This window comes from Erwinia sp. AC075, assembly GCF_979253995.1.
The window spans coordinates 865,344-887,551 of the sequence record NZ_CEEDEU010000001.1 but is presented as its reverse complement, the minus strand read 5'-3'; the positions used below and the strand labels follow the sequence as shown (position 1 = coordinate 887,551).

At 53.7% G+C, this 22,208-nt stretch carries 25 protein-coding genes; 9 read left to right on the top strand and 16 right to left on the bottom strand.

Features of this window, described 5'->3' with window-relative positions:
* Positions 1 to 18 precede the first annotated feature (18 nt).
* Entirely contained in the window at positions 19 to 558 is a 540-nt protein-coding gene (locus AC0IXH_RS04150) for a TetR/AcrR family transcriptional regulator (RefSeq protein ID WP_471720029.1), read from the top strand.
* Entirely contained in the window at positions 555 to 1,679 is a 1,125-nt protein-coding gene (locus AC0IXH_RS04145; protein ID WP_471720028.1) for an MFS transporter, read from the top strand. The genes AC0IXH_RS04150 and AC0IXH_RS04145 overlap by 4 nt, the downstream gene beginning before the upstream one ends.
* 26 nt (positions 1,680 to 1,705) lie before the next feature.
* Here AC0IXH_RS04145 and AC0IXH_RS04140 read toward each other — a convergent pair whose 3' ends face one another.
* The 3 genes from AC0IXH_RS04140 to AC0IXH_RS04130 all read right to left on the bottom strand — a co-directional run bounded on the left by AC0IXH_RS04140 (position 1,706) and on the right by AC0IXH_RS04130 (position 4,554).
* Positions 1,706 to 2,695, bottom strand: a complete 990-nt coding sequence (locus AC0IXH_RS04140; RefSeq protein WP_346597525.1) for an aldo/keto reductase — start codon at positions 2,693 to 2,695, stop codon at positions 1,706 to 1,708.
* A gap of 200 nt (positions 2,696 to 2,895) precedes the next feature.
* A complete protein-coding gene (locus AC0IXH_RS04135) occupies positions 2,896 to 4,098 on the bottom strand; it encodes a multidrug effflux MFS transporter (protein WP_471720027.1) in 1,203 nt (400 codons plus the stop codon).
* A gap of 57 nt (positions 4,099 to 4,155) precedes the next feature.
* Complete coding sequence (locus AC0IXH_RS04130) at positions 4,156 to 4,554, bottom strand: (R)-mandelonitrile lyase (RefSeq protein WP_013202585.1); 399 nt, start codon at positions 4,552 to 4,554, stop codon at positions 4,156 to 4,158.
* A 167-nt stretch (positions 4,555 to 4,721) separates the two neighbouring features.
* On the opposite strand from AC0IXH_RS04130, the gene AC0IXH_RS04125 reads away from it, so the two are divergent.
* Positions 4,722 to 5,615: a LysR family transcriptional regulator gene (locus tag AC0IXH_RS04125; RefSeq protein WP_013202588.1), complete on the top strand. Its 894-nt coding sequence runs from the start codon at positions 4,722 to 4,724 to the stop codon at positions 5,613 to 5,615.
* Positions 5,616 to 5,665: 50 nt separating this feature from the next.
* On the opposite strand, the gene AC0IXH_RS04120 is transcribed toward AC0IXH_RS04125, so the two are convergent.
* From AC0IXH_RS04120 to AC0IXH_RS04085, 8 genes are all read right to left on the bottom strand, one after another.
* Positions 5,666 to 6,325 carry a carboxymuconolactone decarboxylase family protein gene (locus AC0IXH_RS04120; RefSeq protein ID WP_041692337.1) on the bottom strand — a complete coding sequence of 220 codons (660 nt, stop codon included), beginning with the start codon at positions 6,323 to 6,325 and terminating at the stop codon, positions 5,666 to 5,668.
* Positions 6,326 to 6,591: 266 nt separating this feature from the next.
* Positions 6,592 to 7,509, bottom strand: a complete 918-nt coding sequence (locus tag AC0IXH_RS04115; protein ID WP_471720026.1) for a metallophosphoesterase — start codon at positions 7,507 to 7,509, stop codon at positions 6,592 to 6,594.
* Positions 7,510 to 7,521: 12 nt separating this feature from the next.
* On the bottom strand, positions 7,522 to 8,340 hold the full coding sequence (locus AC0IXH_RS04110) for a carbohydrate ABC transporter permease (protein WP_471720025.1): 819 nt from the start codon (positions 8,338 to 8,340) through the stop codon (positions 7,522 to 7,524).
* Entirely contained in the window at positions 8,337 to 9,248 is a 912-nt protein-coding gene (locus AC0IXH_RS04105) for a carbohydrate ABC transporter permease (protein ID WP_471720024.1), read from the bottom strand. The genes AC0IXH_RS04110 and AC0IXH_RS04105 overlap by 4 nt, the downstream gene beginning before the upstream one ends.
* 2 nt (positions 9,249 to 9,250) lie before the next feature.
* Positions 9,251 to 10,528, bottom strand: coding sequence for an ABC transporter substrate-binding protein (locus AC0IXH_RS04100; protein ID WP_471720023.1), 1,278 nt, complete (start codon positions 10,526 to 10,528; stop codon positions 9,251 to 9,253).
* Positions 10,529 to 10,555: 27 nt separating this feature from the next.
* Positions 10,556 to 11,656, bottom strand: a complete 1,101-nt coding sequence (locus AC0IXH_RS04095) for an ABC transporter ATP-binding protein (protein WP_471720022.1) — start codon at positions 11,654 to 11,656, stop codon at positions 10,556 to 10,558.
* Positions 11,657 to 11,771: 115 nt separating this feature from the next.
* Positions 11,772 to 12,371: a hypothetical protein gene (locus tag AC0IXH_RS04090; RefSeq protein WP_471720021.1), complete on the bottom strand. Its 600-nt coding sequence runs from the start codon at positions 12,369 to 12,371 to the stop codon at positions 11,772 to 11,774.
* A 31-nt stretch (positions 12,372 to 12,402) separates the two neighbouring features.
* Positions 12,403 to 12,744 carry a hypothetical protein gene (locus tag AC0IXH_RS04085; protein ID WP_265910750.1) on the bottom strand — a complete coding sequence of 114 codons (342 nt, stop codon included), beginning with the start codon at positions 12,742 to 12,744 and terminating at the stop codon, positions 12,403 to 12,405.
* Positions 12,745 to 12,905: 161 nt separating this feature from the next.
* On the opposite strand from AC0IXH_RS04085, the gene AC0IXH_RS04080 reads away from it, so the two are divergent.
* The 5 genes from AC0IXH_RS04080 (at position 12,906) to AC0IXH_RS04060 (ending at position 17,706) form a co-directional block, all read left to right on the top strand.
* A complete protein-coding gene (locus tag AC0IXH_RS04080; protein WP_081461038.1) occupies positions 12,906 to 13,145 on the top strand; it encodes a DUF2628 domain-containing protein in 240 nt (79 codons plus the stop codon).
* Between the two features lie 91 nt (positions 13,146 to 13,236).
* A complete protein-coding gene (locus tag AC0IXH_RS04075) occupies positions 13,237 to 15,114 on the top strand; it encodes a M48 family metallopeptidase (RefSeq protein ID WP_013202598.1) in 1,878 nt (625 codons plus the stop codon).
* A 135-nt stretch (positions 15,115 to 15,249) separates the two neighbouring features.
* Positions 15,250 to 16,218 carry a YiiG family protein gene (locus tag AC0IXH_RS04070; RefSeq protein ID WP_031594462.1) on the top strand — a complete coding sequence of 323 codons (969 nt, stop codon included), beginning with the start codon at positions 15,250 to 15,252 and terminating at the stop codon, positions 16,216 to 16,218.
* 198 nt (positions 16,219 to 16,416) lie between these two features.
* Positions 16,417 to 16,890 (top strand): DUF2243 domain-containing protein, encoded by a 474-nt coding sequence (locus AC0IXH_RS04065; RefSeq protein ID WP_471720020.1) that lies wholly within the window; start codon positions 16,417 to 16,419, stop codon positions 16,888 to 16,890.
* Positions 16,891 to 16,905: 15 nt separating this feature from the next.
* Positions 16,906 to 17,706 carry a cytochrome c oxidase assembly protein gene (locus AC0IXH_RS04060; protein ID WP_471720019.1) on the top strand — a complete coding sequence of 267 codons (801 nt, stop codon included), beginning with the start codon at positions 16,906 to 16,908 and terminating at the stop codon, positions 17,704 to 17,706.
* 22 nt (positions 17,707 to 17,728) lie between these two features.
* On the opposite strand, the gene AC0IXH_RS04055 is transcribed toward AC0IXH_RS04060, so the two are convergent.
* Together AC0IXH_RS04055 and AC0IXH_RS04050 are read right to left on the bottom strand one after the other, a co-directional pair.
* Entirely contained in the window at positions 17,729 to 18,079 is a 351-nt protein-coding gene (locus AC0IXH_RS04055; protein ID WP_053142562.1) for a DUF3147 family protein, read from the bottom strand.
* A 300-nt stretch (positions 18,080 to 18,379) separates the two neighbouring features.
* Positions 18,380 to 19,387, bottom strand: a complete 1,008-nt coding sequence (locus tag AC0IXH_RS04050; protein ID WP_471720018.1) for a zinc-dependent alcohol dehydrogenase family protein — start codon at positions 19,385 to 19,387, stop codon at positions 18,380 to 18,382.
* 79 nt (positions 19,388 to 19,466) lie between these two features.
* Here AC0IXH_RS04050 and AC0IXH_RS04045 point away from each other — a divergent pair, with 79 nt between their 5' ends.
* The gene (locus AC0IXH_RS04045; RefSeq protein ID WP_471720017.1) at positions 19,467 to 19,847 is read left to right on the top strand and encodes a winged helix-turn-helix transcriptional regulator; all 381 of its coding nucleotides are present in this window, start codon (positions 19,467 to 19,469) and stop codon (positions 19,845 to 19,847) included.
* 143 nt (positions 19,848 to 19,990) lie between these two features.
* Here AC0IXH_RS04045 and AC0IXH_RS04040 read toward each other — a convergent pair whose 3' ends face one another.
* From AC0IXH_RS04040 to gutM, 3 genes are all read right to left on the bottom strand, one after another.
* The gene (locus AC0IXH_RS04040) at positions 19,991 to 20,953 is read right to left on the bottom strand and encodes a KpsF/GutQ family sugar-phosphate isomerase (protein WP_471720016.1); all 963 of its coding nucleotides are present in this window, start codon (positions 20,951 to 20,953) and stop codon (positions 19,991 to 19,993) included.
* 3 nt (positions 20,954 to 20,956) lie between these two features.
* A complete protein-coding gene (srlR, locus tag AC0IXH_RS04035; RefSeq protein WP_013202607.1) occupies positions 20,957 to 21,724 on the bottom strand; it encodes a glucitol operon DNA-binding transcriptional repressor SrlR in 768 nt (255 codons plus the stop codon).
* Positions 21,725 to 21,813: 89 nt separating this feature from the next.
* Positions 21,814 to 22,176 (bottom strand): transcriptional regulator GutM, encoded by a 363-nt coding sequence (gutM, locus tag AC0IXH_RS04030; RefSeq protein ID WP_338574676.1) that lies wholly within the window; start codon positions 22,174 to 22,176, stop codon positions 21,814 to 21,816.
* Positions 22,177 to 22,208 lie beyond the last annotated feature (32 nt).

Genomic DNA, 22,208 nt, shown 5'->3' with positions numbered 1-22,208 from the left:
TCGGTTTACTTTTAGAGGATGAAAAAGAAACAGGACATCCTGAACGCCGCCGAGCGGCTGTTCTACAGCAACGGTTTTCATGCCACCAGCACCGACAGAATATGCAGCGAAGCCAGCGTCTCCACCCGCACGCTGTATCGCTACTTTCCTTCGCGGGAGCTGCTGACCGAGGCGGTGATGAATGCCCGGAAAGATCGCTTCTCTGCGGCGCTGCTTCCAGCGGAAGATCCGGCGGCGATCGCGCAGCTGTTTAGCGTGCTCGGCAGCTGGATGCAGGATTACGGCACGTCCGGCTGTTTCTTCCTGAAGGCGTGGGGAGAATATGCCGAGCAGGACGTCTGGCTGTCGGCGCTGGCACTGGATTATCGCTACGAGATGCGTGAATACATCACGGCCTGCGTACGCAATATGCCCGGTCAGCATCGCGAAGTGCTGGCGGATGCCATCTGGATGCTGTTTGAAGGGGCGATTACCGCGGCGCTGGTCGCCGGGCCTGAAGCCGCCTTTCGCGCCGGTGAGGCGGCAGCGCTGCTTACCGCCAGCGGCACCCACCGATGAAAACGGTCGCGCTGGGCATCGCCGGCACTTCGCTGATTGCCGTCACCTACGGCATGGCGCGCTTCTCCTGGGGGCTGATGCTGCCCGAGGTGATTGTCGATATCCCCTTCAGCCCGCAAATGGCGGGCGTTATCTCGGCCTGTAGCTTTGCTGCTTACTGTCTGGCCATTGTGGCTTCGTCTGTGCTGGACGATCGGTTTAGCCCGCGACTGATGGCGGCAGCTGCGGCCTGCTGCGCCGCGGCAGGACTGGCGGTGATTGCCGTCGCCGGATCCCCCGCGATGCTGGCAGCCGGGCTGTTTATCGCCGGTCTGAGTCCGGGCTTAGCTTCCCCTTCGCTGGCCGCCGCAGTGGACCAGGTGGTTGATCCTGAGACGCAGCCAATGATGAATACCATCATTAATTCCGGCACCAGCGCCGGGATTATCTTATCCGTGCCGGTACTGTACTTTCTGCCGGAAGGCTGGCGCGCGGCCTGTCTTGTCTTCACCCTTTTTGCCCTGGCTTGCCTGCCGGCGATCCTGCGCTACGTGCCGCGTGGGCAAACTACGGCCCGCGAAACTAAGCCCGGCTGGCGTGAAACGCTGCTGCAACGCGCCATGCTAAACCTGATGCTGATCGCCTTCTTCAGCGGCATAGCCAGCGCCGCCTGGTGGAATTTTGGCCCGGATGTATTGCGTCATCATATTCATGTCGAAGCCGGTACCGTCAATCTGCTGTGGCTGGTCGGAGGTGGTGCGGGAGTGATGGGGGCGCTAACCGGTCCGCTGGCTGAGCGCATTGGCATGAGGCAGGTTTACCGTCTTTCGCAACTGGCGATGGCCGCGCCGCTGGTATTGCTGGCCGTGAGTCAGCAGATGCACGGGTGGCTGTTCCTGGCGGTGGCCTGTTGCGGCGCAGGATACGTCACGCTGTCCGGCGTTTTACTGGTGAGTGGGGTTGCGGTGACAAACAACGCGCCCGCCACCGGCGTGGCGGCGGTTTTCTTCGCGCTGGCCGCAGGTCAGGTTGCGGGATCGGTGTTATTTGGCCTGCTCTCTGCAGGCACCGGCGTGGTACCTGCTTTGCTGACCTTTGCGGCGATATCAGCGGCGATGCTCCTGCTCTCGCCGCCTGAGTGAGCGTTTAAACGTGCCGTAGGTTGAGATTAGCCGCCGACTCTCGCCTGTAATGCGGCGGGATAGCGTTCGCCGATCACTTTGATGGTTTCCAGCGCCTGAGTCAGCTTATGCATCTCCTCACCCGACAGAACAATATCCGCCGCGGCCAGATTCTCCTCCAGGCGATGGAGCTTGGTGGTCCCCGGAATAGGCACAATCCACGGCTTTTGTGCCAGCAGCCATGCCAGCGCAATCTGCGCCGAGGACACGCCCTTCTCTGCGGCAAGATGGCCCAGCAGCGTCACCAGCTTTTCATTGGCGGCCATCGCTTCGGCAGCAAAACGCGGCACTTTGCTGCGGAAGTCATCTTCGCCAAAGGTGGTGCCCGGTTTAATCGCGCCGGTTAAGAAGCCTTTTCCTAACGGGCTGAACGGCACAAAGCCAATCCCCAGCTCCTCCAGCAGTGGCAGAATTTCCTGCTCCGGCTCACGCCACCACATGGAGTATTCGCTTTGCAGCGCGGTGACCGGCTGTACGGCGTGCGCACGACGAATGGTTTTCGCGCCAGCCTCTGACAAGCCAAAGTGTTTTACCTTACCTTCGGCGATCAGATCCTTGACCGTTCCCGCCACATCTTCAATCGGCACGTCGGGATCGACACGGTGCTGATAAAGCAGATCGATGACGTCGGTTTTCAGACGGCGCAGCGAGCCTTCAACGGCTTCGCGGATATGTTCCGGGCGACTGTTGAGGATCTGCTGCTTGTTGTCATTGCCAAAGGTAAAGCCAAATTTAGTGGCGATGACTACCCGATCGCGATAAGGCTTTAACGCCTCGCCAACCACCTCTTCATTGAGGTAGGGTCCATAAACCTCTGCGGTGTCGAAGAAGGTGACGCCACGCTCTACCGCCGCGCGAATAAGTTCCACAGCCTGACGCGACTCCGTCGCCGGACCATAGCCGTGGCTGAGGCCCATACAGCCCAGCCCCAGCGCTGAAACATCAAGTTTTGAGTTGCCCAAATAACGTTTTTGCATTTCTCTCTCCTCTGGTTTCATTCTGTGTGATTAGACGTCGAGTTTGCGGCTGGACAGCCATTCCCTCACGCGCCATGCCACTCTGCTTGAGTGCGTTCAGGAGTCAGCATAACCTGATGGGATTGATTCGATTAGAGGGCGTAATCAGCAAGGGGTTATTAGCTGCGTGCATTAATCATTGCACGCAGCTAATGGGCAGACTATTTATCTGCCTTGACGGATAGCGCCATGACCGCCGCCGCCAGGGTGAAAGCTGCAATTATCCAGCCCATGGTCCAGGACGTGCCGTCGCTGAGTAAGGCCAGCAGTATTGACGAGATAATGCCGCTGCCATACTGAAGCGATCCAATCAGGGCTGATGCGGAACCGGCAACGTTGGGCACGGCATCCATCGCCGACGCGGTGGAGGTGGCGGCGATAATGCCGTTCATGGAAAAGAAGACGAACACCGGCAGAATAACCATCACGATCCCGCCGACTTCAAAGCGGGCACAGACGGCGAGAAGCACAGCGGCCAACGCAGCAATTACGGTCGCAATTTTAAGCAGTAACGCTAACGGATAGCGGTGAACCCACTTTCGGTTAAGCATACTTACCCCCATTAGCCCGACAACGTTAACGGCAAATAGCCAGCCATAGTGCTGCGGATCGACGTGGAAGTAAGTGATATAGACAAACGGAGAACCGGTAATAAACGCATAGGCAGCGACATAATAAAACGTCACGCATAAGGTAAAACGCATAAATTGGGTATTCTTCAGCAGCAGATAATAATTGCTGAAGGCGCCCGGTAAAGAGGCTTTGACCCTTTTATCTTCCGGTAAGGTTTCAGGCAGCCAGCAAATAACTATCAGCATGACGCAGCCAATCACCGCCAGCAGCCAAAAAATACTGTGCCACGAGGTGACCCTGATCATCTGCCCGCCGATCAGCGGCCCGGCAATCGGCGCGATAGCCATCATCACCATCAGCGTCGACAGCATTTGCGCGGCACGGGTACGACCAAACAGGTCGCGGATCATGGCGCGAGCCAGCATCGGACCGGTGCAGGCCCCCAGCGCCTGGAACACGCGCCAGAAAACGATCTGCGTGATGTCGGTAGAGAGCGCACAGCCGATCGAGCCAATAATAAACAGCACCAGACCGACAAACAGTGGTTTTTTACGGCCAAAATGATCGCTTAACGGCCCCCAGATCAGCTGAGCAATACAAAAACCGATTAAAAAACCGGTAATGGTCAGTTCAGCGTCGCCGTGCAGTTCATTTGCCATTATCGGCATGGCGGGCAGATAGATATCGGTAGATAACGAGGTAAAGGCCATTAAGGCACTTAGAATAATAACAAACGTCATGCCGGACGACTTTACGGTAAAGGACTTCAAACGCTGAGCTGCGTCATCCATATAAGTTTCTCAAACTGCCTGCCGGCAATATTCTGCCGGCGCGCTGTGCTTAAATCGTTATTTTTTGTATTGCTCGTCGGTCACTTTTTCCAGCCATTCTACCGGGCTGCCATTCAGTGATTCGGCAATCGCAATGTGGGTCATGGCGTTATCTGGCGTGGCGCCATGCCAGTGTTTCACGCCTTCAGGAATGAAAATGATGTCACCCTGATTCATCACCACGGTGTCTTCCCCTTCACACTGGATCCAGCCCTGACCGTGGGTGACGATCAGCGTTTGACCGAGTGGATGGGTGTGCCAGGCAGTGCGTGCACCCGGTTCAAAGGTCACGGTTGCACCGCCAACGCGCGCGGATTCGGTGCCACTGAACGGCGCATCAATGCGAACCGTACCGGTAAAATATTGCTCCGGGCCTTTGTTAGACGGCACTGAGCCGTTAGGGATAATTTTCAACATGCGACGTTCCTTATTCAATGTGTATAGCGTGCAATGACTGTAGCAAACCTGTGGCGTGACGATTAGAGTCAATAATCGAAAAGCACCTATGAGTAAAATTCATAAAAACCACCCGACAAAATAGAGGATACTGACCGGGTCCCACCCACGCTTGCACAAGGCTGACTATGCTCAAAGAAAATTTCAACGATCTCATTTACTTAGTGATGGTCTCTAAAGAGAAAAGCTTTACGCGCGCAGCCGCTAAATTAGGCGTTTCTCAATCGGCGCTAAGTCATTCCATTCGCGGCTTAGAAGAACGATTGCAAACCCGTTTGCTGACGCGTACGACGCGTAGCGTGGCAGCGACAGAAGCAGGCGAAAGATTAATCGACAGCGTGGGTCCGCTGATTGCGGATATTGAAAAAGCCTTACTGCACATCACCGATAATGTCGGTTCTGTCTCGGGAAACATTCGTATCACCGCGGGTGAGCATGCATTGTCATCGACACTCTGGCCGCTGTTAAAGCCATTTTTACAGGCGTATCCCGAAGTAAAAGTTGAATTATCGGTCGATAACACGCTGACAGATATTGTCAGTGGCCGCTTCGATGCAGGCGTCAGGTTGGGCGAGTCGATTGAAAAAGATATGGTGGCGGTAAGAATAGGTCCCAACTGGCGCATGGCGGTTGTTGCCTCGCCGGACTATCTGGCGAAATATGGCCGGCCTGAAACACCCTATCAGCTTCAGGATCACAACTGCATGAATATGCGGCTTCCAACGCTGGGCGGTCTGTATAGCTGGGAGTTCAGCAAAGATGGAAAAGAGATCCGGGTTAAAGTTGAAGGACAGCTTATTTTCAATAATCTTGCCTCACGAATTGATGCGGCGTTATCGGGTATGGGCATTGCCTGTGTGCCGGAGGACACCGTTCAGCATCATATTAATGAAGGTCGACTGGAAAGTCTGCTGGATGAATGGTGCGAACCTTTTAGCGGCTATTACCTGTATTATCCCAGCCGAAAACAACATACGGCCGCATTTTCGAAGCTTATTGAAGCCGTAAGATATAAAGGATAACAAGAATGGCAGCCTGTTTAACTGCCATTCGTTTAACGACAAAAAGCAGGCTAATCGGCTGCCCGGCTAAGCAGAACCTCAGCCAGTAGCGCTTCACCACGCTGGCCTTCGCTGTTATTTACGCTGTTACCGTATTCAGTGAATAACGCGCCGATCTGTTGCTGAGACAGCCCCACATTCAAACCGCCAGCCAGATGCGATTTAAGCTGTGCTTCCACGCCACCCAATGCTGTCAGTGCCGCAATTGTTGCAATCTCCCGATCCTGTAAGCTCAGGTTATCCCGGGAAATAACATCAGCGAACAGATGCTCCTGAAGGAAGACGTTTATCTCAGGCAGAAACGCAATAAAGTTTCCTTTTTCGGCTTTTAAAACACGGCCCGCGATTAACGTCTGAATCTCTGCCCCCACCTCCGCACGCGATTTATCGGCACTGGCAGGAGACGGGTCTGTCCCCTGCGAATCCAATTTGCCTGCAGCCTCGCGGTCATTGACGACGTTCATGAAAGCAGTAATGCCATTCAGGCTTCTGGGAAAGCCTGTGTAGGCATACATTTGCAGCAGAACTTCTTTTATCTCATTAATCGTTAATCCGGCATTCAATCCATTATCTAACGCGGCCGCCAAAGAAGAGAGATCGCCTTTGGCAGTGAAAGCCGCAATCGGAATAATCGCGCGCTGGCCTGGATTAAGGGAATCTGTGCTGTTCATCATAGCGCTACCTTTTTTTAATTAACTCTCATAAAGATAATATAAAAGGTTTCAGGACATTAGCGTTGTTCACTGAATAGCCCTATGAGGGCTGTTCATCATTGAATAATCCTGAGAGCACTGTTGATCATTTCGCACTCTGGATCCTTCCCGATTCACTGCTGGCGTATCAGTATGCAGATAACGGATCCTCTGCCAGTCAGCTTCTCAGATCGTTCGGAGACTGACTGGCATGCAGTGGCGATCATTTAGCCCGTTATTCAGCATCAGCCCGGTGGAAACAGATGACCGGTTTCACCGCCGTAACCGGTGACGCGCAACGTATCCCCTTCGATTTCCACCACTGCAAAGGGCACCGTATCGGCGCCATCCAGCATGCCTTTCAGGGTGTAAAAGCCGGTTTCGCCAATACGGGCATAGCCACCGCGATGATCGTGCCCCGAGAAACAGCCTTTCACACGGTAAGCAGCAAATAACTCGGCCAGTTCCCCCCCGTTCAGCAAATTATGGCTGTTGTGCGGAGCCAGCGGATAGTGGCCAAATACCACCACGTTTTCCCCTTGCCGCTGAGCTTCCTGCAACTGCTGCTCAATCCATTTGAGCTGTTGCTGCCCTACCGCACCATTCCAGGGTTTGGCCTGCGGCTGTTGCCGTTCGCTGAGGTCGGCGAGCATCGCCTCCGCCTGCGCGCGATCGTCGCCGTTCAGCGCGTTGCAGTAGAGGCTGATATCGTTGCCGTCATAAACAATAAAACGCCAGCCTTGCAGCCCAAAGGCGTAATAGCTTTTCGGCAGCGCGGCGGCGTCGTTGAGGTGCTGGGTAAGGGTCTGCGCATCGTGATTGCCCAGCACCACCGCATGCGGATGGTGAAGGCGTTCATAAACCGGCAGGATCGCCGCGAAACTTTCCCAATCACGATCGACCAAATCACCCAGCGTGACGACAAAATCCAGCGGCTGCCGGTTGAGTGCCTCAATCGCCTGCGGCAACTTTTGGAGCGCATGGCGATAGTACAGATTCTTGGCGATATCGGCGTCAATGTCGGCATATTGCGGATCGGCAATCAAACCAAACCGTAAGGTGCTGTTGAGCGGCGCAGAACGCACGTTGGGCAAGGCATATAGCCTGGCGACATCCCCTAACAGCTCTCGCTGTAACGGGTTCAGTGAATGCGGATAAGACACAACAAGCACTCCTTAGCGAATTCCAGCACGCATAAACGATTGAATAAACTGACGCTGAAAAATCAGGAACAGCACCAGCAGCGGTAAGGTGGTCATCAGGGTGGCCGCACTGACCAGCGCCCATTGCACACCCTGCTCTGGCGCGGAAAAAAGCTGCAGGCCGACGGTCAGCGGCCGCACGTTTACCGAATCGGTAATCACTAGCGGCCAGAGGAAATCGTTCCAGTGGAAGCTGATCGACACCAGCGTAAAGGCGACATAAATCGGCCTCGCCAGCGGGATGTAAATCTTGCGCAGAATATAAAAGCGGCTGGCACCTTCAACAATCGCCGCCTCTTCCAGCACCAGCGGAATACTTTTAAAGGTTTGTCGCAGTAAAAAGATGGCGAACGCCGAGGAGAAATACGGCAGCGCGATGCCGGTCAGCGTGTCACGCAGTCCCAGCGCGCCGATGGTTTTATAGTTATTCAGGATCAGCACATCCGGACTGATCATCAACTGCAGCAGGATCAGCGCAAAGATCACCCCGGCGAATTTCAGGCGAAAACGCACCAGCGCGTAAGCCGCCATCGTTGCCAGCACCAGCTGCACCACCACAATCATCAGCACCAGCAGGCCGGTATTGAGAAAGTAGCGGGCAAACGGCGCGGCGTGCCAGGCATCCACGAAGTTCTGCAGCGTCAACGGAGAAAGCAATGAAAAACTGGCCTGTTCCGACGCCGGATGAATCGCCACCCAAAACGCCACCAGAATCGGTAAAAACCACAGCAACGCCGCGAGGACTATGACCGTATTCAGGCATAAACGACCAAATGAGAGTGTCGGCGTCATTGGTAATGGGCTCGCTTGTCCAGCAGGTTGAATTTCAGCAGCGCAATGGCGGCCAGGATCACCAGCAGCACCACCGTCATCGCGGCGGCGGCAGGCATATCCCAGAAGCTGAAGGCGGTGCGATAGATGTAAAATAGCAGCAAACTGCTGCTGTTGTTCGGGCCACCGTTGGTCATGGCGATCACCTGATCCACAATGCGGAACGCATTCATCGAAGCATTGATCAGCACAAACAGCGTGGTCGGCATCAGCAGCGGCCACTGTACCCGGCGGAAGAAGTAGCGGCGCGAAGCCCCTTCTATCGCCGCAGCTTCACCGAGTCGCGGATCGATTTGCTGCAGCGCGGCAAGATAAAAAATCATAAAGAAACCCGCTTCGCGCCATACCGAAACCGCCATCAGGCAGTAGAGCGCGCTTTGCGGTTCGCCGAGCCAGTTAACCGCCGGTAGCGAAAACAGCGCCAGCAGCTTATTCAGCAAGCCGAGCTGCGGCGTGTAGAAAAACAGCCACAGGTTGGCGATGGCGATCATCGGCAGCAGCGAGGGAATAAAGAAGGCGGTACGAACCAGCGCAGTGGCGCGCATCTGCCGGTTGACCGCCAGCGCCATTAGCAGCGCCAGCGTGACCGCCAGCGGAATGGTAATCAGCGCATACAGCAGGTTATTGCGCAGAGACTGGATAAAGATGTCGTCATCCAGCAGCGCAAGGTAGTTATCCAGCCCGACAAACTGGGCCGGATGACCGTTGCGCGCCGCGCTGAACAGGCTTTCCCACACGGTCGCGACCGCCGGATAATGGGTAAACAGCAGCAAAAAGCTGAGTGCTGGCAAGATCAGCAGATAGCCATACAGCTGCATCGTCCATAACCGGGGACGGTGAACCGGTGCGACGGTGAGAATGACGCTCATCGTTATTGGTATGACTTCAGCAGACGATCGGCTTGTTTCTGCGCGCCGGCCAGCGCATCAGCTGGCGTTTTCGCCTGCGTCACCGCCGCTTCCACCGCGTGATTCAGCGCATCCTGAATCTGCACGCTGTTATAAGTCGACAGTTCTGGCTGGGCATACTTCAGCTGCTCACGCGCCACTAAGGCCTGCGGGACCTGCTTAACGTAATCCTTCATCACCTGGGTATCCCACGCCGCCGCCGAGGTGGCGACATAACCGGTGGCGATACTCCAGCGTGCAGCCTGCTCTGGCGACGTTACCCAGCGGATGAATTCCATCGCGGCTTTTTGCTGTTCTGGTGAGGTGTTTTTAAAGACATACAGATTGCCGCCGCCGGTTGGGCTACCGCGCTGGGTTTTCTCAGGCAGCATCGCCACGCCAAACGGGAACTTCGCATTATCACGCACGTTGGTCAGGTTGCCGGTGGTGGTCACCATCATCGCGGTTTTGCCGCTGATAAAGTCCTGCGGCGTCGTGCCCCATGCAATTGCTCCCTTTGGAGAAACCTGTTCTTTCTGCCCCAGATCGGTCAGCCATTGCAGCGTTTCAACGTTGCCCGGCGTATTGAAGTGAACCGCAGTGCCCTTGCCGTTATCCAGACGTCCGCCGTTGGTGGCCGACAGTCCCTGGAAGTTCCAGTAACCGTTTGGCGTGGACGGGATCTCGATACCCCACTGGCTGACGCCGTTAGCATCTTTGAGGGTCAGTTTCTTACTGAATTCCACCACCTGCTGCCAGTTGGCGGGCGGCGTATCGGCGTTCAAACGGGCTTTCTCAAACGCCTGCTTGTTCCAGTACATCACCACGGTTGAACGCTGGAACGGCACGCCCCACACCTTACCGTCGATGTGGCGCAGAAAGGCGGGATAGAAACCGTCGATCCATTTTTTGCCTTCCTCGCCCTGCGCCAGATCGCTGGCCGCGACAATCGCCCCGGCATCAATCAGTGAATACGCCTCAATATCACCAATCACCGCCATCTGTGGCGCATTACCGCCGCGAAAAGCGGTCAGCGCTTTGGTCACGGTCGTCGCATAGTCACCGGTATACACCGGCTGAATACTCACATCCGGGTGCGTTTTTTCGAAGTCCGCCACCAGCGTATCGACGGTGTGGCTGACTTTGCCACCCACCGCGATCGGATAATACATTTGCAGCTTGACCGGATCGGCAGCGAACGCTGAGGTGGCCATCGCGAGCAAGACAACAGAGGACAGGCGTGAGTAACGAATTGCAGACATGATTTTCCCTTGGGCAAATGACAACGGTTAAATGGCGTATTTTTTTTGTGAGGCAAACATCTGTTGTTCGGCGTGTTCGCAGCGCTTACCGCTTTCGCGGTGAAAGAGGTATTGCCGTGCGGCGGACCACTGCAAGCCGACGTCGCTGCCCTCGGCGAAGCGCTGCATGCCGGGAACTTTGACCGTCAGCGACACGTCGAGGCCCGCAAGCCTGCACACCAGTAAGGTATCGGCACCCATATATTCGGCGCTCTCTACGCGCGCGGTCAGGGCCGCCTGTGCAGCGGGGATAAGCTGGATATCTTCGGCACGTAATCCCAGACTGAGCGTGGCCTCGGGGTATTCGACCACCGGCTGCGTGAGAGGCATGAGGTAATGATGGCTACCGTTGCGTTGCAGCGGCAGGATATTCATCGGCGGCGCGCCAATAAACTGCGCGGCGAACACGCTGGCGGGATGGTTATAAAGTTCGTCCGGCGTGCCATGTTGCTCAATATGGCCATCGTTAAGCAGAATAATGCTGTCGGCCATGCTCATGGCTTCGGTTTGATCGTGGGTCACGTACAGCATGGTCAGACCGAGTTTCTTCTGCAGCGCGCGGATTTCACGGCGCATGCTTTGCCGCAGCTTGGCATCCAGATTCGACAGTGGCTCATCCATCAGGCACAGCGTGTTGTTAGCGATCACCGCCCTGCCCAACGCCACGCGCTGCTGCTGGCCGCCGGAAAGCTGCGACGGCAGGCGATCCAGCAGCGTATCCAGCTCCATTAACTTACTGACATCCGCCAGGCGCTGAGCAAACGACTGTTTCTCTTCGCCCCGCGCTTTTAAGCCAAATAGCAGGTTTTCGCGCACGTTAAGGTGAGGAAACAGCGCATAGGATTGAAACACCATCGACAGCTTGCGCTGCGACGGTGGCAGAGGGGTGATGTCGGCATGATTAAACTGGATGGCGCCGCGATCGGCGGTTTCCAGTCCGGCGATGGTACGCAATAAGGTCGATTTTCCGCAGCCCGATGGCCCCAGCAGCGCAACAAAACTGCCCTGTGCCGCCTCAAAACTGATGTCATTCAGGGCGATTTTTTCGCCCCAGGCTTTATGAATATGGTGAAGCGAGAGGTGGCTCATGCATCCGCAATCCGAGAATCTGAATGGCAGTACGCTAGCGGATAGGAATGAAGGATTTATGTCGCTGCGGTGACGGTTGGGTGATGGCGCTGATGCAGCCTAATCTACTCACGCCTTATTTACCGAGAATATTGTTAACCGCTTTCAGGTGACCAGCCTTATCTTTGTGGTTTGAAATCACCTGAATGACGGTGAATTTTTTGTCAGCGACCGCCAGCAGAGTGGCCTGCTGCACATCGTTACCCCCCATCTTGTCAGTGGCTTCGATATGGTAGACCGACAAACCGTTGGCATTTTCAGTTTTCTCACTGATCACCTTATAAGAAGGTGAAGCCTGCTTCTGCTTGTCTTTAATTGACTTCATGCCGTTGAGAAAATCAGCGTCACTGCCACCGCGAGCAATTACCGGGATATCTTCTTCGCCAATGATCAACACGCGTTTTTCCGGCTTGTTAACATACATTGTTCCCGGTCCGCCGCCCGGAACAGGCTGCTTTATATAGCCCTGCAGTTTGAACGTCTGCTTTCCATCCAGCAAAGCAAGCGTCTCAGTCTGCGTGGCTGCGGCTGGTGCTGTCTCAGCTGCGGATGCCATCAGGGAGGTTCCGCCGATGGCAGTTGCCAGGCAGATTGCACCCACGATATTTAATGATTTTCTTAATTTCACGATGAACTCCTGCGTATTGATGATATTTCCATTTCGCTGATACAGCATCAGTATGGCCTGTATCAGTGATGTAAGGGGGTTATCGGGTCAGATCGTAGAGACAGATCCCTGAGCCGAGCAGAAACAGAATAATCGGCCAGTAGAGAACGGGAATAAAAAAGAAGTTATGGGTTTTTTCGGGGGCCATCATTGGCTGGCTTTTCGTTGCCTGTGCAATGGAGTCCAGCCATTTTTCCTGCCGGAGCACCCAGACAAAGGCCGCACAGAAAAGGGCAGAAACTATCAGCGTAGCCCCTGTCGCCCATAGATGCGCGACAAAGAAACCGTCATAGTAATAAATATCTAACAGCCATTTACACAGGAGATAGGCGGCAGAAATTAATACTGCGACGAAAAAACCCACTCCGCTCCATGCGATCATCTTTATATCCTTCTAAGGTGTGAGGAATGAGGAATAATTTTTTTGAAAATTAACATATTTTTATCATTGTGGCGATATTTTCTTTGGTGCTAATATAAATGCCATCCAGCACAGGAGATGTCCAGCCTGGGCAATTTTCACCTTACTGATTTGATGGATTTATTTTACACGACTGTTTTTTCGGCCCGATTTATTTGTTTGCGCTCGGCCTCTGGAAGAGAAATATTACACTGATTTTAATTATGGCAGTTGTTTATTCTGCCCTATCCGTGTTTTTTTCGACAATGGCTATAGCTTATCCAAAATATCTCGATATTGGTCTGGGTCAGGGTTTTAACGCCCTGTATGGCATCAGCACCAATCTGGCTTATAATCGCTATGCAATAATTATAATATCGTGAAGCTCGCATAAATGCTTCCGCACCGTTTAATCGGGGCCAGGCTATTCTTTTCGGAATTTCCTGATAGCAGCAGCTTCTCCCTTTCACAGACATGCAGGAAGTTATTATTTTGAATACATTAACGGAATTGAAAAAGGGTTATCTAAAGGTATTTTTCTGGCTGCTATTCACACTGTTTCTCGTCCCCGTCATTACCCTGTTTTTTGCTGAATATGGCAACACCCAACTTGATCAGCAATACACGCAAATCTTCATGAACGATGCGCGGGAACAACATCAGGATACGGGCAAACTTCAGGCGTTTCTGCAGCAGAACCCGCCTTCCAGTGTCTGCGGCCCGGTAGATGAAAATCTGCAGGATTACAAAAACGCCGTCTGTGCACCGCAATCCGAACTGTGGCAGTTCTACATGATGGATAAAGTGGCATTCTGGACGCTGATCGGTAGCGGCGTTGTCCTGCTGATGGTGCTGCTGTTCAGTGCGCTGGCCTTTAAAAGCCGCCAGGGACAGGTAATCAGTCTGGCGCTCGCCCGCAAGTTCCTGATGCTGGCCTGTTCGCTGGAAGTCATGGTGCAGGGCGGCATGCTGGTATGGCTCTCATTCTGGGGCACCGCCTTCTTCACGCAAACCTACTATCCAAAACTGGTGATGGCGGTAGGACTGCTGGTGCTGGCCGGTATGTATTACATGATTAAAGGCATCTTCAAAAAACTCCCACCGGAAGAGAGTATTGAAGGCGAAGTCGTGACCCGCGAAGCGGCCCCGGCACTCTGGTCACAGATTGATATGCTGGCCGCCAGAGTGGGCACCACGCCACCCGATCATATTGTTGCGGGTATCGACACCAACTTCTACGTGACCGAAGCCCCGCTGAACGTGAATGGGAATCCGCTCACCGGCCGTAAGCTCTATGTCAGTATTCCACTCCTGCGTCAGCTCACCGTTGCGCAGGCTGATGGCGTGATGGTCCATGAACTGACTCACCTCCATGAAGGCGACACCGCCTCCGGCGCATTACTGGGACCGAAGCTGCACCGGTTTGATCTCTATATGCAGCTGATGGGTCAGAATCTGGCCACGCTGATCGTCTTCTATCCGCTCTATCTTTATCGCATGCTGTTTGAGCTGGCGTGGCAGCGTAACAGCCGTGAACGTGAGTTTGTCGCGGATCGCAATGCATCAACGCTGGTCTCCCCTGCCGCGATTATCGAATCACTGATCAAAGTGTCTGCGTATGCCAGCTACCGGAATGAAGTTGAGCGAAACTTCTTTAATAACCAAACGCTGCACGAAAATGAACTGGGGATCAGTAGCGCTATTGCTGCAGGTCTGCCTGAACATGTCGCCTCTCCGGACTTTATCAGCGTCATCCGTGAGCAGAATGTGCCGCACCCGTTTGATTCACACCCGCCGCTGGCGGAAAGGATGCGCAACGTAGGGTATGAGATTAACGAAGCTGACTATGCCGCGATCGCCGCCGATTTCCCGGCACAGAGCTGGGTCGATCTGATGCCGGTTGCCGACGAGATGGAACAGCAGTTGTGGCAGAAATATGAACGCGACTTCTCCTCAGTGCATGAAGAGAGCCTGGCCTGGCGCTATCAGCCTGACGGTGAAATGGAAACCGCGCTGGTGCTGAAGCATTTCCCCAATGTTCCTTATACCCTGAAAGATGGCTCGCAGATCGTCATCACCTGGCAGGGCATCGTGGCGCCGAAAACCGGCGAAGTGCTGGAGTGGGATAACGTTAAAAACATCAACGTTATTCGTAGCTTCGGCCGGGATAAGCTCTACGTGCAACATGTGCAGCGAAACTCGCAGGGGAAAAAACGCAGTGAGATCCGTCTGCCGGGCCTGAAAAAGGAGATTGAAGCCTTTAAAAACAGCCTCGGCTATTACTGGCATCGTCATCAGACAGTCAGGGCGTTACTGAAAGAAGAATCGTCGGAAGCGACGCAACGCGCATAACCCGTTTGTCATCGGCTCCCTCATCGCAGCTGGAAAGGGAGCCGATGCGGACATCAATTCCCAACCTGTATTTCTAACCGCATAAATAAAGGAACGATTGTGTTTAAAAGAGCAAGCAGGGCCATGATACCCGGGATGCTGGTGACTGCCCTTGTGCTGCCGCTGACAGCATGCGACAACAGTGACAAAGCAGATGCAAAGCCAGCCCCGCAGAGTCAACCCCAGGCTGTTGCGGAGGATACCGCTGCGCAACTCACCACAAAATTAAACGCCTATGTGGGTTGCTTTAACACTACGGATGGATCGGTTCGCGACAGTGCCCTGCGCTATGTGAGCTGGATGGCGAATGCTGAAAAGGGGCCAACCGGCAAAGAGCGCAACGTCAACGTACTGGGCGAGGTCACGCCTTACGAACTGGAGAGCTGCACTAAAGCCATCAACCAGGCATCGAAGGCGAAACCGGCGTTACCGGCGCTGGATGCTGCAGCAACACAGTATCTGGCGGATTTAACGACATTGCAGCCGCTGGTTTCGCAGGCTCACCTTTACTACAGTCAGGAAGATTACAAGGATGATGGCTTCGCGAAAGGCAAGCAAATGCATCCGCCACTCATGAAGGCGTTTGACCGCTTTATGAAATCCAGCGACCAGTTCGGTGCTGAAGTTGAAAAAGAGAACAATGAAGTCGTGGCTGCGCAACTGGTTGAAATTGAGAAGTCTGAGGGCCGGCATAGTCGCTACTACCGCCTGGCATTAGTCACGCAGGCCAAGGCGCTGGCGACCCTGTTTACCTCCCCTGCTCCCGACGTGGCACAGATGACAAAAGCGATTGATGCTTACAGTACGTTGCTGACTGAGGCAGAAAAGGCAACGGCCAGCGAAGCGGGCAAGCCATTAACCTGGTCCATCTTTCAGGATAATGCCGGAACCTTCCTGAAAGACTGCAAGGATCGCATGCGTCGGATTCGCGATAAAACACCTTACAGCACGGGTGAGCAGAGTCTGCTGAAAGCAAGCGGCAATTCGGGCTGGATGGTATCAGGTTCACCGATGCGCGTTTTAAAATCCTATAACGGACTGGTCGAGGCCGGTAACCGCCTGTAAGCGGGCTGCCCGCCCCATGTGACTCTGGGGCAGGCTTCGTCAGCCGGGCTGATGCCGTCACCTGCCGGATGAAAAGCATAAAAATTGTTTGCAGGGCAGATGCAGGGCCGGAAAGAGGCCTATGCCGGAGAGCCATCGGGACCCCCTCATTTTCAGCTACGCTTCTTAAGTAAAATTTTCTTTATTCAGGAGTGAGTAGTGCCAACGTTGACCCCAGCAATTCAATCCGATCTTAAACGTTCATTGACGGCCACGCTTCCGCTTGGCGTTGGTATGATGGCAGCGATAGACGAAGTGATATTTCATCAGATTCTGGCCTGGCATCACTTTTTTGACTGGGAAACACCCGCTTTTGGCCTGTTCTCAGATGGGTTACTGCATTCAGCTGAGCTGATATTGTTTGTCCTCGGCTTTTTTATGTTTGCCGATCTGCGTAGCCGCAGAAAGCTTAACCGGACAGCAGCATGGGCAGGCTTCTTTTTGGGGATGGGAGCGTTTCAGCTTTTTGACGGGATTGTGGATCACAAGCTGCTCAGGATTCATCAGATCCGTTACGTGGACAATGTTCTCCTCTACGACCTTATCTGGAACGCGGCGGGTCTGCTTTTATTGCTGGCGGGTTTCATTATCTATCGCCGGGCGCGCACGGCTGAACTGCAGGCGGGAACGTAACCCGTGGAGCCAGCAATGCATCACGCAGATGTGCCCCACTCCCCGATGTTGTTCGTTCTTTTGGTCATTATGCCTGCCGTACTGCTCTGTCTTTATCTTCTGGCCGCCGTCAGAATACGTGGCACCGCCCGCTGGAGCACGTGGCGTACAGCCAGCTTCACGGCCGGCATAGTGTTAATCGTGGTATCCGTATTGCCGCCTGTGGCTGATTGGGCTCATCACGATTTACGCGGTCACATGATACAGCATCTTTTTCTGGGAATGTTTGGTCCTCTGGGCCTGGTTTTTGGTGCGCCCGGATCGCTGTTGATGCGCTGTGCTCCCGCGAAAATTACACGCGTCATTATGAATATTCTCCGCACGCGCCCGGTCCGTTTTTTAATCCACCCGATAACCGCTGCTTTCCTGGATATTGGCGGTATGTATCTTCTTTATCTCACCCCGCTTTTTGGGCTGACGATGACCAGCCCTTTCCTGTTTGTTTTTATCCATCTGCATTTTGTTCTCTCCGGGTATCTTTTTACCTGGTCTGTCGCAGGGCCCGATCCTGCTCCCCATCGCCCGCCGAGGTCCGTAAGGCTGATAGTCATTTTCCTGGCCACAGCGGCTCATGGTGTTCTTGGAAAATTAATGTACGGATACGGCTACCCTCTTGGGACCTCAGCATCTCCTGAGGAAATTCAGGCGGCCGCACTGTGGATGTATTATGGCGGGGATATCGCCGAGTTATGCATTATCACCGGCTTCTTTGCAGCATGGTTCCGTCAGCGCAGCAGCCTGCCAGAGGCGATAGCAGGTAAAATCACACATAAATAACAGGAACACCCCCACACGGGGTTCACATCAGCTCAATACCAAAGCGGCGAAGTAACAGCGCATATCCCCAAAAAAGCAGCACGGTCATAAGGCAGGAGGCCAGCAGCGCGACCCAGAATCCCCACCGCTGAAAAATGAAGGGAAAGCAAAGAAACATGGGCAGTGTCGGGACGACATACCAAAATGTGTACCATGCATGATTCGCTATTTTCTCTTGGGTTTGCCCCTCAAGCTTCATCCATATCAGCACCAAAACGGTCACCAGTGGCAATGCCGCCAACAGACCGCCCAACCGGTCGCTTCGTTTTGCCGCCTCGGAGATAAGCACTATCATTCCTGCGGTTACCGCATACTTCACAATCAGCCAGATCATCTCATTCCTCTTGTCCTGAACACGGGTCGTAAGCGTAGCATCCGTTACGCAGATCCTGTGATCCGATGAATAGCCTATCCCTATTTTATTACCTTCATCACTGGCAGAAGCACCATCGCATTTACGCTTATCCCTCACCCAACAGGCAAAGCGCTATGTTCAGAATGCCGTCTATAAGACTGGCATCAGCTTTGTCTTCATCCGATGCGTTCTCTTTCGTCAGTGCCGGGACAAATGGCAGAGCAATTCCCACCAGGAATTTTTGTGCAAAAAAAAGCCAGCTTCCGCTGGCCTGATTTGTTAAATTTCTATGACAATTTTACCCGTGTGCTTACCGGCAAGCTGATGCCGAAATGCGTCCTGCAGTTCCCCGAGCGGCAAAACTTTATCAATTACGGGACGTACATCAGAGGCTTCAAAGGCGCGGATCATCTCTTTCTGATGCTCACGACTTCCAACGGTGATGCCCCGTACGGTTAGCTGCTTGCCCATTATTGCCGCCGTCGGGACTTCTCCCGCAATGCCGGTAAATACGCCAATAAGCGTAATCCGGCCGCCTATGCGCGCTGCGGCAATTGACTGAGCCAGCGTACCGGGGCCGCCAATTTCAATTACATGATCAACCCCCCGTCCACCGGTGAGCTCGAAGATTTTTTTACCCCAATGCGGCTCTTTACGGTAATTAACGACACCGGCAACACCCTGATCACGCAGCCAGGCCATTTTTTCTTCAGAGGAAGACGTGCCCCAGACCCGGGCTCCGGTCATTTTTGCCAGCTGCAGGGCAAAAACGGATACGCCCCCGGTGCCCAGGATAAGAACATCTTCCCCCGGGCGCAGATCGCCTTCGGTAATCAACGCCCGCCAGGCCGTCAGTGCTGCGGTAGGGAGCGTTGACGCCTCGGCATGCGTCCATCCTGCGGGGGAATGCGTGAAGAAACGGGCGGGACGGACAACGTATTCCGTGGCATATCCATCAATGCCGTCTCCGGGCGTTCGGCTGAAACCGGCGAGTGGACACTCTCCTTTGTCCCAGTCGGGAAAAAATGTGGATACCACCGCATCCCCGGATTGAAAATCTGTGACGCCTTCTCCGACGCTTTCGACGGTTCCAGCGCCGTCAGACATCAGGATACGACCCGCCTGCGCTGGCAGGATACCCGCAGCGACGTTGTAATCGTGAAAGTTAAGCGAGATATTATGAATGCGGACGCGTATTTCACCTTTGCCTGGCTGGCCCGGATCGGTAACGTCTGTAAAGGCGATATTATCTACGCCCGCTTCATTGCCAAGGAGTACAGCTTTCATCGTGAAGGTTTTCCCCGTATCGGATAGAGTAAACTATGACTTTAGCCCTCTTTAACGTCCAGGATAAGTACCTACAAAAATGTCTGTATTCTCTGAACCTGCTGAAGTAAAAAAAAATGTGCTTGCGACCCGGTTACGTAACGGTGAAATATTTGATGCGACGTGTCCTTCCAGAAGGCTGCTCAGTCACCTGACAAGCAGGTGGGGAACCCTGACGCTGATAATCCTGCTGGATGGTACTCATCGTTTTGGAGAGCTGAAACGTAAAATGGGCGGAATTAACGAAAGAATGTTGATAAAAACGCTGAAGGAACTTGAAAGCACGTCACTGGTCCAGAGAAAGGTTTATCCCGTTTTACCGCCTCATACTGAATATGCGCTCACCGCTCAGGGACTTGAGGCGGCGGCACATATTGAAAGGCTGACCGACTGGATAAGTAATCACATTGACGGCACATGAAGCCGGACGGTGAATTATGTATTGGATGCGACTCTGGCCGGCGCGCGGACTTTAATCATTAATGAAAATAATGCACCGCTAGCTTCGGTTTTCGATTTCGCACACACGGCTTTTTTCATTTTTTGTAAAAATCTGCAAGAAGATCAGATCCCAGCTTCGCGAATATCATGCGCGTTAATGGCACCGATAACCCGTCCCGCATCAGACGTCACGGGTGCTGCAGATATTTTATGTTGCTGAAATAAAGCCAGCGCCTCAACAGCGTGCTGACCTGCAGATAAACTCAGGCCGGGTGAGGTCATTGCATCCTTAATTTGCGCGCGGAGTGAACCGTCCTTCAGCAACCACCTGCGCAAATCTCCATCAGTAAAAATTCCCGCCAGCTTCCGGTCATCGGCCGTTACGGCAACAAGACCCAGCCCGGTACGCGTCAGCTCAAACAGTGCGTCATGCACGGTTGCAGACTGATTTACCCGCGGAATTCTCTCCTCAGTGCGCATAATATTTTCCACCCGGCACAACAGCCGTGTGCCAAGGCTTCCGGCAGGATGCGTCCGGGCGTAATCATGTTCACTGAAGTTACGTGCCCGCATCAGTGCTATTGCCATGGCGTCGCCCATGATCAGCGTATTAACTGCCGAAGATGTTGGCGCAAGTCCGAGAGGACAGGCTTCTTTGCTGACGTGAATATTGATGCAATGATCGGCTCCTTCACCCAGCGGCGAAGAGGGATTGCCGGTAAACGCGATGATGCTGACCGGGAGATCCTTAAGTAACGGCACCATAAGGCGAAACTCTGCGGCGTAGCCGGAATACGAAATCAGAATAACGACATCCCCGGCAGCAATCATACCGAGATCGCCATGCAGGGCTTCGGCAGGATGAACATAAAAAGCCGGCGTACCGGTGCTGGCCAGCGTGGCAGCGATTTTACGTCCGATATGGCCTGACTTCCCGATTCCGCTGACGATCACTTTCCCCTCGCAGAGATGTATTCGTCTGCAGGCCTGATAAAATTCATCGTCCAGCCGTTCAGTCAGGCGTGCTGCTTCGTGGAGTTCGGTTTCAATCGTCTTCCTGGCTGCTGTGAGTATCAGATCTTTCATAAATTATTCCTCTCCGGCGATGATGACCTCAATGCCTTTTTCCCTGAACTGCGCCAGAATGTCGTCACCTATATCATTATCAGTGATTAACACATCTACAACGTCAAGGCTGCACACCACATTCGGGCTGCGGCGGCCAAACTTGGAAGAGTCCACGAGTAGCACGATTTTTTTTGCTGCCTGGCACATGGCCTGGCTGACAGCAAACACCTCATTAAATGTGGTCACGCCAGCAGTCAGATCAACACCATCTGCACCAATAAACAGGGTATCAAAACTGAATTTACTGAAAGCAGACTCAGCCAGGCTGCCGTGAAAAGAGGCCGATGTCTTACGGAAAGTGCCGCCCGGCATGAGGATCACCTGATCGTTGTTCAACTCAACCAGTTCATTAACGATACTCAGGCTGTTAGTCATGATCGTAATGTTGTTGAAGCGCGCAAGGTGCGGCACCATTTGGAGAACGGTGCTGCCGGCGTCAAATATCAGCGAGTCGCCTTCACTGATGAACGCTGCGGCGCGTCCTGCAATCCGCTTTTTCTTTTCCGTATTAATGAGCGTTTTTCTGTCAATCGGCTGGTCCCCCTCATCGCGGTTTAGCATCACCCCGCCATAGGTTCGGATTACAGCCCCCTCCTGCTGGAGCCGCGTGAGATCCTTCCTGATGGTTGTTCCGGTAGTATTAAAGTGAGCAATAAGCGCATCTACAGTAGTGCGGCCGTTCTGCTGTAAATAATCCAGAATTAACGCCTGACGCTGTATCGGTTTCATAAGTATGTCCTTTCATTTGCCGAATTCCCTGACCATCCCCGACTTTGAAACTCGCGATGTAAAGGAATATTCTTTCATAATGAAAGCTATCATCTTCTATTTGAAATGGCTAACGTCAGTGCCTCCTGCAGCATCTTATTTGCAGGAAATATGACTTCGGAACGTATTTCATCCAGTCGGATGCCATTAAGCGTTGCTTCTGCGTAAGGGCGTGAGAAAACCGTAAACCCTTTCATAACAAAATTGTTTGTTATAACCCCCTGCTCGCTAATGGCAAGGGCCAGCACCACCCGGGGTTTAAAGCGGCCTGTTGAGCGGCCAATTTTTACAACCCCGTAGCCTGAGAGGGCCGTAAGTGCGCGATTGAAGCGGTTGATCTGCAGCCAGCCCAGTGCTATTTGCCCGGTCCAGGCCAGGGCTGCGCTTACGATGAGAGCGTTGACAGGTTCCATAGCTTTCTCCTTATACCGGCAGCCTTCACTGC